Annotated in this window: 15 protein-coding genes and 1 riboswitch; of the genes, 4 read left to right on the top strand and 11 right to left on the bottom strand. The window is 74.0% G+C overall.

Features of this window, described 5'->3' with window-relative positions:
* Positions 1 to 161: 161 nt before the first annotated feature.
* The 4 genes from ACGFIG_RS11620 to ACGFIG_RS11635 form a co-directional block, all read right to left on the bottom strand.
* Positions 162 to 1,232, bottom strand: coding sequence for a coiled-coil domain-containing protein (locus ACGFIG_RS11620; RefSeq protein ID WP_393001776.1), 1,071 nt, complete (start codon positions 1,230 to 1,232; stop codon positions 162 to 164).
* A gap of 13 nt (positions 1,233 to 1,245) precedes the next feature.
* A riboswitch (cyclic di-AMP (ydaO/yuaA leader) is annotated at positions 1,246 to 1,377 on the bottom strand.
* Between the two features lie 153 nt (positions 1,378 to 1,530).
* On the bottom strand, positions 1,531 to 2,448 hold the full coding sequence (locus tag ACGFIG_RS11625) for a cation diffusion facilitator family transporter (protein WP_393001778.1): 918 nt from the start codon (positions 2,446 to 2,448) through the stop codon (positions 1,531 to 1,533).
* Positions 2,449 to 2,525: 77 nt separating this feature from the next.
* Positions 2,526 to 4,643: a HelD family protein gene (locus ACGFIG_RS11630; RefSeq protein ID WP_393001780.1), complete on the bottom strand. Its 2,118-nt coding sequence runs from the start codon at positions 4,641 to 4,643 to the stop codon at positions 2,526 to 2,528.
* A gap of 154 nt (positions 4,644 to 4,797) precedes the next feature.
* Positions 4,798 to 5,733: an alpha/beta fold hydrolase gene (locus ACGFIG_RS11635; protein ID WP_393001782.1), complete on the bottom strand. Its 936-nt coding sequence runs from the start codon at positions 5,731 to 5,733 to the stop codon at positions 4,798 to 4,800.
* A gap of 148 nt (positions 5,734 to 5,881) precedes the next feature.
* Here ACGFIG_RS11635 and ACGFIG_RS11640 point away from each other — a divergent pair, with 148 nt between their 5' ends.
* Positions 5,882 to 6,472, top strand: a complete 591-nt coding sequence (locus tag ACGFIG_RS11640) for a carbonic anhydrase (protein ID WP_393001784.1) — start codon at positions 5,882 to 5,884, stop codon at positions 6,470 to 6,472.
* Positions 6,473 to 6,627: 155 nt separating this feature from the next.
* Here the strand turns inward: ACGFIG_RS11640 and ACGFIG_RS11645 are convergent, their stop codons facing one another.
* The gene (locus tag ACGFIG_RS11645) at positions 6,628 to 6,957 is read right to left on the bottom strand and encodes a hypothetical protein (protein ID WP_091104338.1); all 330 of its coding nucleotides are present in this window, start codon (positions 6,955 to 6,957) and stop codon (positions 6,628 to 6,630) included.
* Positions 6,958 to 7,263: 306 nt separating this feature from the next.
* Between ACGFIG_RS11645 and ACGFIG_RS11650 the strand changes: the two genes are divergently transcribed.
* Positions 7,264 to 7,755, top strand: coding sequence for a DUF3145 domain-containing protein (locus ACGFIG_RS11650; protein ID WP_393001786.1), 492 nt, complete (start codon positions 7,264 to 7,266; stop codon positions 7,753 to 7,755).
* A 77-nt stretch (positions 7,756 to 7,832) separates the two neighbouring features.
* The gene (locus tag ACGFIG_RS11655) at positions 7,833 to 9,572 is read left to right on the top strand and encodes a glycoside hydrolase family 3 protein (RefSeq protein WP_393001788.1); all 1,740 of its coding nucleotides are present in this window, start codon (positions 7,833 to 7,835) and stop codon (positions 9,570 to 9,572) included.
* Between the two features lie 5 nt (positions 9,573 to 9,577).
* Here ACGFIG_RS11655 and ACGFIG_RS11660 read toward each other — a convergent pair whose 3' ends face one another.
* Positions 9,578 to 10,228: a lipoprotein gene (locus ACGFIG_RS11660; RefSeq protein WP_393001790.1), complete on the bottom strand. Its 651-nt coding sequence runs from the start codon at positions 10,226 to 10,228 to the stop codon at positions 9,578 to 9,580.
* 138 nt (positions 10,229 to 10,366) lie between these two features.
* Here ACGFIG_RS11660 and ACGFIG_RS11665 point away from each other — a divergent pair, with 138 nt between their 5' ends.
* Positions 10,367 to 10,585, top strand: a complete 219-nt coding sequence (locus ACGFIG_RS11665) for a hypothetical protein (RefSeq protein ID WP_393001792.1) — start codon at positions 10,367 to 10,369, stop codon at positions 10,583 to 10,585.
* Between the two features lie 171 nt (positions 10,586 to 10,756).
* On the opposite strand, the gene ACGFIG_RS11670 is transcribed toward ACGFIG_RS11665, so the two are convergent.
* The 5 genes from ACGFIG_RS11670 to ACGFIG_RS11690 all read right to left on the bottom strand — a co-directional run bounded on the left by ACGFIG_RS11670 (position 10,757) and on the right by ACGFIG_RS11690 (position 15,870).
* Positions 10,757 to 12,196, bottom strand: a complete 1,440-nt coding sequence (locus ACGFIG_RS11670; protein WP_393001794.1) for an acyl-CoA carboxylase subunit beta — start codon at positions 12,194 to 12,196, stop codon at positions 10,757 to 10,759.
* 10 nt (positions 12,197 to 12,206) lie between these two features.
* Complete coding sequence (gene fabF / locus ACGFIG_RS11675) at positions 12,207 to 13,433, bottom strand: beta-ketoacyl-ACP synthase II (RefSeq protein WP_393001796.1); 1,227 nt, start codon at positions 13,431 to 13,433, stop codon at positions 12,207 to 12,209.
* Between the two features lie 2 nt (positions 13,434 to 13,435).
* Positions 13,436 to 13,675, bottom strand: coding sequence for an acyl carrier protein (locus tag ACGFIG_RS11680; RefSeq protein ID WP_013735281.1), 240 nt, complete (start codon positions 13,673 to 13,675; stop codon positions 13,436 to 13,438).
* Between the two features lie 84 nt (positions 13,676 to 13,759).
* Entirely contained in the window at positions 13,760 to 14,704 is a 945-nt protein-coding gene (locus tag ACGFIG_RS11685) for a beta-ketoacyl-ACP synthase III (protein WP_393001797.1), read from the bottom strand.
* Positions 14,701 to 15,870 (bottom strand): acyltransferase domain-containing protein, encoded by a 1,170-nt coding sequence (locus tag ACGFIG_RS11690; protein ID WP_393001799.1) that lies wholly within the window; start codon positions 15,868 to 15,870, stop codon positions 14,701 to 14,703. The genes ACGFIG_RS11685 and ACGFIG_RS11690 overlap by 4 nt, the downstream gene beginning before the upstream one ends.
* Positions 15,871 to 15,879 lie beyond the last annotated feature (9 nt).

The following is a 15,879-nucleotide window of genomic DNA, read 5'->3' on the forward strand; positions in this document are numbered from 1 at the left end:
CGTGGCCGCGCATGAGCTGACGGTAGCGGGAGCGTTGTCCGTGCGGCCGGACTCCGGGCGGCTTCGGCGCGGCGTCGTGAGGGCCGGACCAGGAGCCGCCGGAGACGACGGGCGCCGGTACGCCCCGGGTGCCGCGACGCGTGGCACCCGGGGCGCGGGCGTCAGTAGACCGACAGGTGTACGTGGTTGGTGTGATCGCTGGACGGGTCGCCGTTGGCTCCGCTGTACGACTTCCACCCGCTGCTCGGCAACCAGATCTGCCGGTACCAGATCACGTAGAGCACGGCGAGGCGGTCGGCGTTGTTCACGAAGTACGCCGCGAGGTTGTTGCCGTACGTCCGGTCGCCGCCCGTGGCGTCGCCGCCGAAGCCGCCCTTCTGCGCCGCGAAGTCGCAGGCCCGGCCCTTGGGGTGCTCCCCGGAGCCGCCGGAGCGGTAGCAGGAGACGTAGCGGGTGAAGCCCGCCGCCTTGGCCTGGTTCAGCGCGTGCAGGGTGCGCGGCGTGATGCAGCCGTTGGCGGGGGTGGGGTCGTTGACGCTGCACGACTCGGACGGCCAGGAGCCGTCGGAGTTGCGCGGCGCCGCCTTCGCCGTCTTGTTCGAGGTGCCGCCCGGCGAGCCGCCTCCGCCCGCGGCCTGCTGCTTCTGGTTGGCGACCGTCAGCGCCCGCTCGGCCTGCTCCTTGCGCTTGGCCATCACGGTGACCTGCTTGCGTTGCTCCCGGATCTCGCCGTCCAGGGCGAGCTTGGTGCGGGTGGCGTCGTCCCGGGTCTGCTGGAGCTCGCGCAGGGCCCGGTCCTCCTTGGCGGCCACCGCGTCGAGGGCGGCGGCGCGGTCCATGAAGCCGTCCGGCGAGCCGCTGTTGAGAAGTGCGGACGCCACGCTGAGCCGGCCGGTGCGGTAGGCGGCCCCCGCGATCTCGCCCACGTTGGCGGTGCGCGCCGCCAGCTCCACCTCGGTGGTCTTGAGCTGCGCGGTCAGCTGCTGCTGCCGCCTGGCCGACGTGTCGAGGGCGCGCTTGGCGTCGAGGTAGCCCTTGCTGGCGGCCTCCAGTTGGGCCCGCAGGGCCGGGGTGCCGCCCTCCTCGTCCTGGCCGGGGGCCGCGGCGAGCAGGCCGGCGCGGGTGGCTGCCGCCGCCGGGGCGGCGGTGACCGGGGCCACGGCGGCGCCGAGGGCGAGCATCGTGGCGATCAGGGCCGCCGTCCGGGCGGCACGTCGTCGTACAGGTGCCATCACTGGCATACACGCGTCCTTCCGTCAGCCGCCGACCGGGTTAGCTGACGGGTTCGGGACGGAAGATCCCTACCGCTGACGCGGATGCACCCCACGAACATGGTTCCCCGGTTCGCCCCGTCGGGCGATTAGGCGGCGGCCACCGCCGGCACCGGTGGGTGCCGCCTGGCGGAGGCCGAAGCCGAGACTACCGGTGCCGGTGTGACTGGTGCAGCTCTGGTGACGCAGGGTGTGTGTCCACTAACAGTCAAATCCGGCATAGCGCCACAATAGCCACCCAGATTTAAGGTTGTCCTCATTACCACTCGACTGCCCCACAGGCCCCGGAGGACGCTCCCGGCTCGATCTGCAGCGTGGCGTGCTCGATCTTGAAGTCGTCGTGCAGCGCGTCCCGGGCGGCGCGCAGCACCGCGCCGACCTCCGCGTCGGGCGCCATGGTCAGGTGCGCCGAGGCCACCTCCATCCCGGAGGTCAGGGTCCAGACGTGCAGGTCGTGCACCTCGGCGACGCCCGGCACGGCGGCCAGCCGGTCGTGCACCGCCGTGACCTGGAGGTGTTCCGGCGCGGCCTGCACCAGGATGCGCAGCGCGGCCCGGCCGAGGCGCCAGGTACGCGGCAGGATGAACACCCCGATCGCGACCGCCGCCAACGGGTCGGCCCACCACCAGCCGGTGGCGACGATCAGCAGCGCCGCCCCGATCACGCCGAGTGACCCCAGCAGGTCGCCGAGCACCTCCAGGTACGCGCCGTGGACGTTGATGCTCTCCTTCGCCCCCGAGCGCAGGAGTGCGAACGCGCCGACGTTGGCGAGCAGGCCGAGCACGGCGACCACCAGCATCGGGCCGGCCAGCACCTGCGGCGGATCGCCGAAGCGGCGGACCGCCTCGATCACGACGTAGACCGCGACGCCGGAGAGCAGCATGGCGTTGGCGAGCGCGGCCAGCACCTCCAGCCGGTAGAGGCCGAAGGTGCGCTGCGGATCGCCGCTCGCCCGACGGGTGGCGGCGATCGCCGCGAGCGCCATGCCGATGCCGAGCACGTCGGTGAACATGTGCCCGGCGTCGCTCAGCAGGGCCAGCGAGCCCGTGCGGAAGGCCGCCACCGCCTCCACCACCATCAGGCCGGCGAGCAGCCCGAACGCGGCCCAGAGCCGGCCCCGGTGGCGGTGCGCGGCATTCGCCACGGACCCGTGGTGGTGGTCATGACCTGCGCCCACGCGACCATCCTCCCTGTCGAGGCCCGGAACCGCGTTCAAACTATGCTCACATCGCTATGTGTGCAAGTAATTGGTGCTCAGCCAGTCGGGTCGACGGTGGTGAGCCGCTGGGTGGCCCGGGACAGCGCCACGTAGAGCGTCCGTACCCCCGATCCCGGGTCGGCCCGGATCTCGCCCGGGGCGACGAGGACCACCCCGTCGTACTCCATGCCCTTGGCCTCCAGACTGGTCACCACCTGAAGGCGCGGCGCACCCAGCGTGCCCAGCCAGCCGGCCACCTCGTCGCGGCGCGGCACCGGCGTGATCACCCCGACCGTGCCCTCCACCTCGGCGAGCAGCGCGCCGGTCGCCGCCACGACGGCGGCCTCCAGCTCCGCCGGCGGCACCACCAGCGCGACCGGGTCGACGCCGGTCGAGCGCACCGCCCGGGGCAGCGGAAGGTCCGGGTGCACCCGGCGGATCTCCGCCGCCGCCACCGCGAAGATCTCCGCCGAGTTGCGGTAGTTCGTGGTGAGGGTGAAGTGGTGCCGCTTTCGTCGCCCCAACGCCTGGTCCCGGGCCCGCGACAGCTCCTCCGCCTCGCCCGTCCACGCCGTCTGGGCCGGGTCGCCCACCACCGTCCACGAGGCCAGCCGGCCGCGCCGGCCGATCATGCGCCACTGCATCGGCGAGACGTCCTGCGACTCGTCGACCACCACGTGCGCGTACTCCCGGTAGTCCTCCGGGCGTTCCCGGGCCGCCTCGCGGGCGGCCCGCTGCCGGTCGGCGAAGGTGCTCAGCTCGCGGACCCCACCGGCCAGCTGGAACGCGTCCCGCCTGGCCCGGGCCGGTCTCATCGGCTTGCCGAGCAGCGCGTCCAGCTCGTCGAGCAGCGCGATGTCGGCGATCGTCAGCCCGGCGGCGTCCAGGCTGCGGTACGCGTCGTCGAGCAGTCGGATCTCGGCGCGGGAGAGGATCCCGGCGGCGTACCGGTGCAACCGCTCCGGGTGGGCCAACCAGCCGAGCACGTGCCGGGGGTGCAGCCGGGGCCACCACGCCTTGAGGAACTCCCGGAACTCCGGGCGCTCGGCGATCTCGTCCTCGAACGCGCGCTGCTCGGGCAGCCGGCCGATGCCCAACCTGCGGGCCTGTGCCCAGAGCGCCGCGAAGATCCCGTCGAAGCCGGCGCGGCGCACCTCGTTGCGCCGCGCGCCCCGGGGCATCGCCCGCTCCCGGATCCCGTCCAGCTCGCGGCGCTCCAGCCGGAGCAGCGTGCCCCGGTAGAGCAGGCGCAGCTCGGTCGGACCGCCCGGCACCGCGTCCCGGGCCGCCCGCTCCAGCACGCGCCGCATCCGCAGCGAGCCCTTGACCGCCGCGACAGCCGGCGGGTCGGTGCGGGTGGCGGTCATGCCCGGGAAGAGCGTGCCCAGCGAGTGCAGGGTGGCGGTGTCCTCGCCGAGCGAGGGCAGCACCGAGGCGATGTACTCGACGAAGACCGAGGACGGGCCCACCACCAGGATGCCGCCGCCGGCGAACCGGCTGCGGTCGGAATAGAGCAGGTACGCGGCCCGGTGCAGGGCGACGGCCGTCTTCCCCGTGCCCGGGCCGCCCGACACGATCGTCACGCCCGAACCGGGGGAGCGGATCGCCTCGTCCTGCTCGCGCTGGATGGTGGCGACGATGTCCCGCATGCCCCGGCCGGTGGCCTTCGACAGCGTGGCCAGCAGCGCGCCGTCGCCGACCACCGCCATGTCGGCGGGTGCGGCGGCGGGGTCGAGCAGGTCGTCCTCGATCCGGGTGACCCGCTCGGCGGAGGACTGGATCGTGCGCCGCCGCACCACGCCCAGCGGCTGCGCGGGGGTGGCCTGGTAGAAGGCGGCGGCGGCCGGGGCCCGCCAGTCGACCACCAGGGTGGTGGCGTCGTCGTCCCGGATGCCGAGCCGCCCGACGTGCAGCACCTGCCGGTCGAGCAGGTCCAGCCGGCCGAAGACCAGGCCCTCGTGTTCGGCGTCGAGCATGTGTCGCCGCCGCGCGGCGTGGAACACCATCGCGTCCCGCTCGACCAGCGCTCCGAAGTTGCCCACCCGGGCGAGCCGGTAGCCCTCCTTCTCGGCGTCGACCGCCGACCGGCGCAGCTCGGCCAGTCGGGCGTACACCCGGTCGAGATGCCGTTGCTCGACGGCGATCTCCTGTTCCAGGGTGGTCTGGTCGGTCACCGCTCGCTCCTCCTGACGTCGGCGGCGGGCGGCGCGAACCCCGCGAACCGCGCCAGGCCAACCGCAAGAGGGTACGGCCCGCGCGCAACCAGCGGCGCCACCGGTGCGGGAAAGGAAGCCGCGTCACGCCCGGCGGCGCTGTCGGAGGTGCGGGTCAGTCCGCCCGGGAGGCGGCGGTGGCGCCGGACCCGGCGGCGGCGAGTACGCGCCGGAGCACGCCGCCCAGCGCCGTGTTGACGTCGTCGGGGCGTTCCATCATCAGCATGTGCCCCGCACCCGGGCAGACGGTCAGCTCGGTCGCCGGCAGTGCGGCGGCGATCGACTCGGCGCAGGGCGGCGGGGTGAGCCGGTCCCGGTCGCCGACCAGGGCAGCCGCCGGCAGGTGGGCCAGCGCGGCGAGGGTGTCCAGCCGGTGCTGCGCCCCGATGGAGGCGCGGAAGCCGCCGATCGAGCGCAGCGAGGCGCGGGCCACCGCCGAGGTGACCAGCCGGATGTCGTGCGGATCGCAGCGGTCACCGAAGAGCATCCAGCGGATGCTGGGGCGCAGCGCCCGCAGCAGCGCCCGGGGTGGCCGCCAGGACCCGCACCGGGCCAGTACGCCGGCCCCGGTGGTCTCGGCGAGCCGGATCAACCGGGCGATCCGGGGCGAGAGGCCGTAGACGGTGTGCGTGTGGCCCTCGGCGGTCGTGGAGACGAAGACCAGCCCGGCCGCCCGGGCGGCGAAGTGCCCAGGGTGGCGGTGCGCGTACTCCATGATCGTCATGCCGCCCATCGAGTGGCCGACCAGCACGAGCCGGCCGGTCGGGGCCACCTCGTCCAGCACGGCGGCGAGGTCGTCGCCGAGCTGCGCCAGGGTGGCGGTGGGCAGTGGCATGCAGCTCGACCGGCCGTGGCCGCGGGCGTCGTAGGTCACCACCCGTACCGCGTCGTCGAAGCGTTCCCGCAGGTCGGCGACCTGCCGGTGCCAGGCCCGCCCGTCCAGCGTCCAGCCGTGCAGCAGCACGACGGTGACCTCGGCGTCGGCCGGTCCGGCCGCCTCGACGTGCAGGCGTACGTCGTCGGGAAGACGTACCTCGACGTGCTCCGGCATCGTCACCTCCCCAGGGCCGCGCGGAACCGCAACACCGGGAATACCCGGTGGTAACACCGGCTACCCGCCATGAGACCACGACAACCGTGCCGGTGAGAAGATTCGTAACCCGCCCCGGGCGCGCGGTGGGCCCGCGAAGCTGGGAACCATGGGGTCGCCCCGGACCGCGCTGGCCGAGCTGCTCGCCGGCAACCGCCGCTTCGTCAGCGGCCAGCCGATCCACGGCCACGACGTCACCGCCGCCGCCGCTGCGGCCTCGGGCGACCAGCAGCCGTACGCGGTGCTGCTCGGCTGCATCGACTCGCGGGTGCCGCTGGAGGCGATCTTCGACCAGACCTTCGGCTCGATCTGCGTGATCCGCACCGGCGGGCACGTGCTCGACCGGGCGGTGCTCGGCTCCATCGAGTACGTGGTCGGTGAACTGGGCGTGCCGCTGGTGATGGTGCTCGGGCACGAGCGGTGCGGCGCGGTGGCCTCGGCGGTGGAGACGTTGCGCGGCGGGCGGTCGCCGGGCGGCGCGCTGGCCCACCTCGTCGACCGGATCGCCCCTGCGGTGACCGAGGTGGGCGTCGACGACCCGGCGGTGCATCCGCTGGCGGTCCGGCGGCACGTGCTCCGTACGGTGGCCGCCCTGCGCGCCGACGACCTGTTCGCCGCCCCGGTCGCCGCCGGCCGGCTGGCGGTCGTCGGCGCCCTCTACGACCTGGCCACCGGCGAGGTGACCCTGCTGGAGCCGTAGGAGAGCTCACCTGCGTTGATCACGAAGTTGTTGTCGCGACACGCCGGGGTGGAGGGCAACGACTTCATGATCAAGGGAGTGGAAAACGGGGCGGTAACGCGCGACAGCCCGCCGGGGGTCCCCGGCGGGCTGTCGTCTTCGCGTGCGGGAGGAGGTCAGCCCTCGAAGACGCCGGCCTCGACGAGGCGCTTCTCGGTGGCGTCCCAGCCGTCACCCGGGTGGGTGGCGTTGAGGGTGTTGAGCTCGGCCCGGATCTTCGCGGCGTGGCCGGCGGCGGCCAGCACCCGGATCTCCTCGACGAAGGCCTCGGAGTCGGTGCGCAGGTGCGCGGTCTTGCCGTTGGTCAGGTTCCGCACGTAGGCGTGCTTGCCGCCGTTGAGCGGGATGAGGTACTTGAACTCGCCCAGCACGCTGAGGGCGCCACCCTGGCCAGCCTGGCCGGCCCGGACTGACGCGCGCGCGGTCTTAGAGGTGTTGCTCGCCACGGAGGTACTCCTTGCAAGACGTACGGGAGGACGAAACGTCCGGGGGCTGTGCGGGCGCCACCCTGATGGATGTGCCCGCGAAGATGTGCGCGGCACAAGCCGCCGATGGAACTGTACACGACACGATCCGCTGGCTGGTCACCGCGTCGTGAGGGGTCAACCGGGGGACCCGTCCGACTATTCCGACCCGCGAATTTTCCGATTCCCTGGCGCATCATCCGTCACAACAGTCATCATGTGTTCCAGCAACCACTCGGGTGGTCGAGGTCGTAGGGGAAGACGCACCTCGCTCTCCGGGAGGTCACCGTGCCAACGCGTGGCGTCGTATACGTCCACTCGACCCCGCTCGCCGTGTCCTCACACGTCGAGTGGGCGATCGCGCGCGTCCTCGCCGCGCCGGTCAACCTGCAGTGGACGGCTCAGCCCGTCGATCCCGGCGCCCGCCGGGCCGAGTGCGGGTGGACCGGTCGCCCGGGGACGGGCGCCGAGCTGGCTGCTGCCCTCCGGCAGTGGCCCATGATCCGTTTCGAGGTGACCGAGGAACCGAGCCCCGGCGCCGACGGCGAGCGCTTCATGCACGTGCCCGGCCGGGGCCTGTTCCGGGCGACCGTCGGGGCGGCCGGCGACATCCAGTTGGGCGAGGACCGGCTGCGCAGCATCATGGCTGGCGCGCGGGCGCCGGAGGCCCTCGCGCACGCCCTCGACAAGGCGCTCGGCACGGCGTGGGACGCCGAACTGGAGCCCTACCGGTACGCCGGCGACGGCGCTCCGGTGACCCTGCTCACCCGGGTCGGCTGACACCCCACCCCGGACCGGGAACGACTCGCCCTGACGGGTGAAGGTCAAGTTGCCCCGATAACAGGTGAACTGGTGGGATGGGCCGCGTGTCGACTACCCCGCGACGTGCCGGCGTCGCGCTCGCCGCCCTGACCGCGTTGCTCGTCTCCGGGTGCTCCGAGCCGGCGCCGCGCCGCCCCGACCCGGCGCCGACCAGCGCCGCCGCCCAGGCGGGCACGCCGACACCCGCCGCGAGCATCCCCGGCGCCGACCCCGCCGCCCGCGCCGCCGCCCTGGTCGGCTCGCTGGCCGACGAGGACCTCGTCGGCCAGGTGCTCATGCCGTACGCCTACGGCGACGCGGCCACCAAGGTCTCGCCCGGCTCGGCCGCAGGCAACCAGGCGCTGGCCGGAGTGGACACCCCCGCCCAGATGGTCGAGAAGTACCGGCTCGGCGGGCTGATCCTGGTCGGCTTCAGCGCCGACGACCCCACCAAGGGCAACCAGGAGACGACCAACGTCGACAACCCGAAGCAGGTTCGCGCGTTGACCGACGGCCTGCGCGCGGCAGCCGGCCGGCTCCCCGTCGCGCCGGCGCCCTTCCTGATCGGCACCGACCAGGAGTACGGCGTGGTCACCCGGATCACCGAGGGCGTGACGCTGCTGCCCAGCGCCCTCGCCGCCGGCGCCGCCGGGAGGCCGGAGCTGACCGAGGCCGCCTGGCGGGCCGCCGGTGCCGAACTCGCCGCGATGGGGATCAACCTCGACTTCGCCCCCGTCGCCGACGTGCTCGCCACCCGCAGCACCGTGATCGGCTCCCGGTCGTACGGGGCGGACCCGAAGGTGACGGCGGGGCAGGTCGCGGGCGCGGTCCGAGGGTTGCAGGCCGCCGGCGTCGCGGCCACCGTCAAGCACTTCCCCGGGCACGGGCACAGCGCCGACGACTCCCACGAGGGTCTGCCGGTGCTCACCCAGTCCCGCCGGACGTTGGAGACCGGGGCGTGGCCGCCCTTCTCCGCCGCCTTCGACGCGGGTGCGATGGCCGTGATGTCCGCCCACCTCGACGCGCGGTCGGTGGACCCGGGCACCGCGGCGACCTTCTCGCGCAAGCTGCTCACCGACGTGCTCCGCGGACAGCTCGGCTTCCAGGGGGTGGTGATCACCGACGGGATGAACATGCCGCCGGCCAAACGCTGGTCGCCGGGGGAGGCCGCCGTACGGGCGCTGAAGGCGGGCAACGACCTGATCCTGATGCCGCCGAACGTCCGCCAGGCGTACGACGGGCTGCTCGCCGCGCTCCGCGACGGCTCGCTGCCCAGGCCCCGCCTCGTCGAGGCCGCCACCCGGGTGCTGACGATGAAGTTCAAGCTGGCGGACCGGCCCACGCCGGAGCTGTCCACGCTGGGCGGCGCGGCGCACCGCAAGGCGGCGGAGGACCTGGCCGCGGCGGCGGTGACCGTACTGCGGGGCTCCTGCGGCGGCGGCGTCCGGGGCCCGGTGACCGTGACCGCCTCCGGCGGGCGCGAGCACACCCGGGCGGCGCTGGCCGAGGCGCTCAAGGCGGCCGGCGTCGAGGTGGTGGCCAGCGGCGGCACGGTGGTGCACCTCGTCGGGTACGGCGACGGCGCCGGCGACCTGCGCGCCGACGCCGCCGTCACGGTCGCCATGGACACCCCGTACGTGCTGGCGAAGGCCAAGTCGCCGACCCTGCTCGCGACCTACTCGTCCAGCCGGGCGTCGATGACCGCCCTCGCCGGGGTGCTGGCCGGCAAGGCCCGCCCGGGCGGCCGGTCCCCGGTGCCGGTGACCGGCCTGCCCGCCACGACCTGCGGCGCCTGAGCGCCTCAGTCCCGGTTGATCCGGGCAGACTGCTTCACCAACTGGTACGCCGGCAGCAGCTCCGTGGGTTCCGGAGTGTCCAGGCTCAGCACGACCGGCCCGTAGAGGGAGGAGACCGCGACGGCCCGGTCGCCGACCGCGCCGCCGTCCTTCCTGGGGTAGCTGGCCTCGACGGCGTCGAGGGTGCCGGCCTTGAGCCGTCGGTACTCCGCGTCCGCCGCCTTCGGCGAGTACGCGTCGAGGAAGTGCTTCAGGTGCGCCTCGGCGCCGCCGGCGACCCCGTCGACCCGCCACACCCGCAGGAACCCGATGGCGCCGGCCGGCCGGGCGTCGATCTCGCACAGCATGAGGGCCTTGCCGAGGCGGGCCTCGCCGAACTCCTTCGAACTCCGTACCGCCTTGACCTTCCACTTCGCCGGCACCGAGAAGGTGACGGGCAGTTCGCAGGGCGTGCCCTTCTTGCCGACCGTGGTGCCGGCGGCGGCAGCCGCCACCTCGTCGTGCCAGGGCGGTCCGGGCGTCACCGGGGAGGCGGTGACGCTCGGCGAGGCCGACGGGGAGCCGCCGACCGACGGCGACTCCTTGCCGTCGGCGCAGCCGCCGGCGAGTCCGATGGTGAGCGCCGCGAGCACGGCGGCGCGGGTGGTACGTCGCATGGTTGTCCGTTTCCCCCGTTGACGATGGGCCGGCTCATCAAAGCGACACGGAGGAGCACCGTCAAGCCGGTATGGTCACCGCTGCGAGCAGGAAAACCGGGTCGCGTCCAAGCGCTCCGCCTGGCATCCTCGGCGCCCATGGGAACGGCAGAGGGTTTCGCGTACGTCGAGCGGTCGGACGGCACCGTGGTGATCACCCACCGCGGTCGGGCGGCGGGCACCCTGCGCGGCGGCCGGGCGGCGGAGTTCCTCGCCGAGGTCGACGACGACCCGCAGCTCGTCATGGCCCGGTGGACCGGCAACTACCGCCGGGGCAACGAGCGCGCCGCCCGCCAGCACCCCCGCAACCGGGGCTGAGCGAGCTCACCCGCGCCCTCTCCCGCAACCGGGCCGACGCCGCCGGGCGTCGCCCCGGCCCGCCGTGGGCCTTCGACGACCGCCCAAGGTCCGCGCGGGCCGGGCGACGCGGAAGGGCCCGCGCTCGGGTGAGCGCGGGCCCTTCCGGCGGTACGTCGTGCCGTGGTCGCCCTAGAGGGGGATGTTGCCGTGGGCGCCTCGTGCGGCCGGGGCGGCGGCGAGGGCCTCGGCGATGCGGCGGCGGGTCTCGGCCGGGGTGATGACGTCGTCGACGACGCCGATCTCGAGGGCCCGGTTCACGCCGCCCGCGACGCGGATCTGCTCCTCGACGAGTTGCGCGCGCAGCGCCTCGCGCTCCTCGGCGGGGACGGCGGCCAGCTTCTTGCGGTGCAGGATGTTGACGGCCGCGCTGGCGCCCATGACGGCGACCTCGGCGTGCGGCCAGGCGAACACGGCGCTGGCGCCCAGGGAGCGGGAGTTCATCGCGATGTACGCCCCGCCGTAGGCCTTGCGGGTGACCAGGGTGACCCGGGGCACGACGGCCTCGGCGAAGGCGTGCAGGAGTTTCGCGCCGCGCCGGACGACGCCGTCCCACTCCTGCCCGAGGCCGGGCAGGTAGCCGGGCACGTCGACCAGGACGATCAGCGGCACGCCGAGGGAGTCGCACATGCGTACGAACCGGGCGGCCTTCTCGGCGCTGGAGGCGTCCAGGCAGCCACCCAGGCGCAGCGGGTTGTTCGCGATGACGCCGACGGTACGCCCGGCGAAGCGACCCAGGGTGGTCACGACGTTCGGCGCCCACTTGGCGTGTAACTCCACTCCGGGAGCGTCCAGCAGCGCCCTGACCACCGGCTTGACGTCGTAGGCCCGGTTCGTCTCCACCGGCATCTTCGCCGCCAGGTCGTGCCCGTCCTCGCCCTGGGCGGAGACGTCGTCGGGCGACAGCCGGCCCTGGCGGCCCAGCAGTGCCGCGAGCTTGCGCGACTCGGCGATCGCCGACTCGTCGTCGGGGCAGGTCACGTGGACCACCCCGGAGCGGCGGCCGTGCGGCTCCGGCCCGCCGAGGCGCGCCATGTCGACCTGCTCGCCGGTGACGCTGCGGACCACCTCCGGGCCGGTCACGAAGATCCGTCCCGCGCCGCTCATCACCACGATGTCGGTCAGCGCCGGCCCGTACGCGGCCCCGCCGGCCGCCGGCCCCAGCACCGTCGAGATCTGCGGCACCCGCCCCGAGGCCCGTACCATCGCCGCGAACACCTGGCCCACCGCGTCCAGGGCCACCACGCCCTCGGCCAACCGCGCCCCGCCCGAGTGCCACAACCCCACCACCGGCACCCGCTCGCGTACGGCGGTGTCGATCGCGTCCACGACGTGCCGGCACCCCTCGGTGCCCATCGCCCCGCCCATCCGCGTCGCGTCGGTGGCGTACGCGACGACCGGCGAACCCTCGATCTCACCCCGCGCCCACAGCACGCCCGAGGTGTCGCGCGGCACCGACAGCCGCAACGACCCCGCGTCGAACAGCGCCCGGAGCCGGACCTCCGGGTCGCGGTGGTCGACGCCGGAAGACGGGTCCACGCCAACGGCGGTGGTGGTCACGTGAGCCTCCATGGCTGTGGTCTCAGGCCCGCGTGAAGACGAGAGCCACGTTGTGGCCGCCGAAGCCGAACGAGTTGTTGAGCGCGGCGGGGATGTCCATGCGGCGTGCCTCGTTGGCGGCCACGTCCAGGCTGAGCCCCTCGTCCGGGTCGTCGAGGTTGATCGTCGGCGGCACGACGCCGTCGCGGATCGCCAGGATGGTGGCGATCGACTCCAGCGCGCCCGCCGCGCCCAGCAGGTGACCGGACATCGACTTGGTCGAGGTCAGCACCGGGTGGTCGCCCAGCGCCGCCCGCAGCGCGGTGATCTCCGCGACGTCGCCGACCGGCGTCGACGTGGCGTGCGCGTTGACGTGCACGATGTCCGCCCGGGCCACGTCGGCGTCCGCGATGGCCTTCGCGATCGCCCGGATCGCCCCCTCACCCTCTGGGTGCGGCTGGACGATGTCGTAGCCGTCGGAGGTGAGCCCGGCGCCGGCCAGCCGGGCGTAGACCCGGGCGCCCCGGGCGGCGGCGTGCTCCGCCCGTTCCAGCACCAGGATGCCCGCGCCCTCACCGAGCACGAAGCCGTCGCGGCCCTTGTCCCACGGCCGGGAGGCCCGCTCCGGCTCGTCGTTGCGGGTCGACATCGCCCGCATCGAGCTGAAGCCGGCGATCGGCAGCTGGTGGATGACCGCCTCGGTGCCGCCGGCCACCACCACGTCGGCCCGGCCGGCACGGATCATGTCCATGCCGAGCGCGAGCGCCTCCGCGCCGGTCGCGCAGGCGCTGGCCACGGAGTGCACCCCCGCCTTCGCGCCCAGCTCCAGCCCCACCCAGGCGGCGGGGCCGTTCGGCATCAGCATCGGGATGGTGTGCGGCGAGACCCGCCGTGGACCGGACGCCTCCAGGATGTCGTCCTGGGCGAGCAGCGTCAGCGCGCCGCCGATGCCGGAGCCGACGCTGACGCCCAGCCGCTCCGGGTCCAGCCCGGAGTCGGCCAGGCCGGAGTCGGCCCAGGCCTGCTGCGCCGCGATGATCGCGATGGCCTCGGAACGGTCGAGCCGGCGGAGCTTGACCCGGTCCAGCAGGCCGGTGGGCTCGACCGCGAGCTGGGCGGCGATCCGGACCGGCAGTTGCTCGGCCCACTCCTGGGTGAGCGGACCCACCCCGGAGCGGCCGGCGAGCATGGCGTCCCAGGTCGACGCGACGTCCCCGCCCAGCGGGGTGGTCGCGCCGAGCCCGGTGACGACGACGTCGGTGTGAGCCATGATCAGGACTGCGCCTCGATGTAGCTGACGGCGTCCCCGACGGTCTTCAGGTTCTGCACCTCGTTGTCCGGGATCTTGACGCCGAACTTCTCCTCGGCCGCCACCACGACCTCCACCATGGAGAGCGAGTCGACGTCCAGGTCGTCGGTGAAGGACTTCCCCTCGGCCACGTCGTCCGGGCTCACCCCGGCAACCTCTTCGAGGATCTCGGCGAGGCCGGCGGTGATCTCGTCACGGGTCATTGCGGTTGGTTCCTCTCATCGTGGTTCGTTCGACGGCCGACGACGCCGGCCGTCACTCCCCGGCGCGGCGGCCGGAGGGGCTTCTCAGGGGCAGCGGACGACCTGACCGGCGTAGGTCAGGCCGCCGCCGAAGCCGAAGAGCAGCACCGGGGCGCCGGACGGCACCTCCCGCCGCTCGACCAGCTTGGACAGGGCCAGCGGCACGCTCGCCGCCGACGTGTTGCCGGACTCGACGATGTCCTTGGCGACGATCGCGTTCGGGATGCCGAGCCGCTTGACGATGCCGTCGATGATCCGCGCGTTGGCCTGGTGCGGTACGAAGGCCGCCAGCTCCGAGGGGTCCACCCCGGCGCGCTCGCACGCCAGCCGGGCCAGCGGCGCCAGCTCCGTGGTGGCCCAGCGGAAGACCGACTGTCCCTCCTGCTGGATGTACGGGCGCCAGCCCTCGATCCGTACGGCGTCGCCCCGCTCCGGCACCGAGCCCCAGACCACCGGGCCGACCCCGGCGGGCTCGCCGTCGGCGACTGCCGACACCACGGCCGCACCCGCGCCGTCGGCGAAGATGATGCAGGTGGAGCGGTCCGTCCAGTCGACGATGTCGGACAGCTTCTCCGCGCCGATGACCAGGGCGTTGCGCGAGGCGCCGGCCTGGATGGCGTGGTCGACGGTGCCCAGCGCGTACGCGAAGCCGGAGCAGGCCGTGTTGAGGTCGAACGCCCCGGGCGCCGTGATGCCGAGCTTCGCGGCGACCCGGCAGGCCACGTTGGGGCTGCGGTCGGCGGAGCTGCACGTCGCGACCACGACCAGGTCGATGTCGGCGGCGGTGAGCCCGGAGTTGGCCAGCGCCTTGCCGGCGGCGGCGGTGGCCATGTCGGCGACCGTCTCGCTGTCGGCGATCCGCCTGGTGACGATGCCGACCCGGTCCCGGATCCACTCGTCGTTGGTCTCGACCAGTTGGGCGATGTCGTCGTTGGTGACCACCCGGGAGGGCTGGTAGTGGCCCAGCGCGACGATCCGGCTGCCGGTCATGCGTGTCCTCCGATGCGGACGAGCGGTTGGCCCGGCGCGACCGGGTCGTCGTGGTGGGCGAGCCACTCGGTGAGTACCCCGCTGCCGTTCGCGGTCACCTCGACCGGCCCCTGCCGGGTGGCCACGTGGCCGACGACCTGCCCGGCGCGCAGCGGGTCACCCTCGGCCAGCTCCCGGGACGGTTCGAAGGTGCCGGCCGAGGGGGCCACCACCACGCGGAAGTGCATGGTCGGCTCGTGGCTCGGCGCCATCCCGTGCCGGGCGATCAGGTCCCGGGCGGCGGGCAGGTCGTCCGGGGTGTTCAGGGTGACGATCTCCGGGACGCCGGTCTCCTTCAGCTCCCGCTTCAGCAGGCCCGCGAGGGTGCCGGCCGGGGGCAGCTCGATCACGCCGGTCACCCCGAGGTCGGCCAGCGTACGCATGCAGAGGTCCCAGCGCACCGGCGCGGTGACCTGGCGGACCAGGCGCTGCACCATGTCGCGCCCGTGGTCGACGGCGGCGCCGTCGAGGTTCGACAGCAGGATCCGGGTCGGGTCGCCCGGGGTGATCCCGGCGGCCACGGCGGCCAGTGCCGTCTCGGCGGGGGCCATGTACGGGGTGTGGAAGGCGCCGGCCACCTTCAGGCGGAGCACCCGGGCCTTCGCCGGTGGCTCGGCGGCGAGCTTCCCCAGCCCTTCGACGGAGCCGGCGGCGACGAACTGGCCGGCGCCGTTGCGGTTGGCCGGGTGCAGCCCGTGTGCGGTGATCGAGGCGAGCACCTCGTCCGGGTCCCCGCCCAGCACGGCGGCCATCCCGGTGGGCTCCAGCGCGCAGGCCGCGGCCATCTCCCGACCGCGTACGCCGGCCAGGGTGATCGCCGCCTCCGCCGGGAGTACCCCGCCGAGCGCCGCCGCGCTCAACTCGCCCACGCTGTGGCCGGCGGTGAGCGTGACGTCGTACATCGGCAGGTGCTCGGCGGCCAGCAGCGCGGCGGCGACCAGCAGTGGCTGGGTGCGGGCCGTGTCCCTGATCTCGTCCGCGTCGGCCGTGCTGCCGAGGTGCACCAGGTCGACCCCCGCCAGCGCCGACCACCAGCGCAGGCGCGCGTCGGCACCGGCGAGGTCCAGCCAGGGAGTCAGGAAGCCGGGTTTCTGGGAACCCTGGCCGGGCGAGAGTACGGCGAGCACGTCTATGAC

This window comes from Micromonospora sp. NPDC049048, from assembly GCF_043197615.1.
Classification (GTDB): Bacteria; Actinomycetota; Actinomycetes; order Mycobacteriales; family Micromonosporaceae; genus Micromonospora.

Coding starts and splice junctions, on each gene's coding strand:
- fabF (WP_393001796.1), bottom strand. CDS start 13,433: ATGGCTCACACCGACGTCGTCGTCACCGGGCTCGGCGCGACCACCCCG.
- ACGFIG_RS11665 (WP_393001792.1), top strand. CDS start 10,367: ATGGGAACGGCAGAGGGTTTCGCGTACGTCGAGCGGTCGGACGGCACC.
- ACGFIG_RS11670 (WP_393001794.1), bottom strand. CDS start 12,196: ATGGAGGCTCACGTGACCACCACCGCCGTTGGCGTGGACCCGTCTTCC.
- ACGFIG_RS11680 (WP_013735281.1), bottom strand. CDS start 13,675: ATGACCCGTGACGAGATCACCGCCGGCCTCGCCGAGATCCTCGAAGAG.
- ACGFIG_RS11640 (WP_393001784.1), top strand. CDS start 5,882: ATGGGGTCGCCCCGGACCGCGCTGGCCGAGCTGCTCGCCGGCAACCGC.
- ACGFIG_RS11660 (WP_393001790.1), bottom strand. CDS start 10,228: ATGCGACGTACCACCCGCGCCGCCGTGCTCGCGGCGCTCACCATCGGA.
- ACGFIG_RS11635 (WP_393001782.1), bottom strand. CDS start 5,733: ATGCCGGAGCACGTCGAGGTACGTCTTCCCGACGACGTACGCCTGCAC.
- ACGFIG_RS11655 (WP_393001788.1), top strand. CDS start 7,833: ATGGGCCGCGTGTCGACTACCCCGCGACGTGCCGGCGTCGCGCTCGCC.
- ACGFIG_RS11685 (WP_393001797.1), bottom strand. CDS start 14,704: ATGACCGGCAGCCGGATCGTCGCGCTGGGCCACTACCAGCCCTCCCGG.
- ACGFIG_RS11620 (WP_393001776.1), bottom strand. CDS start 1,232: ATGGCACCTGTACGACGACGTGCCGCCCGGACGGCGGCCCTGATCGCC.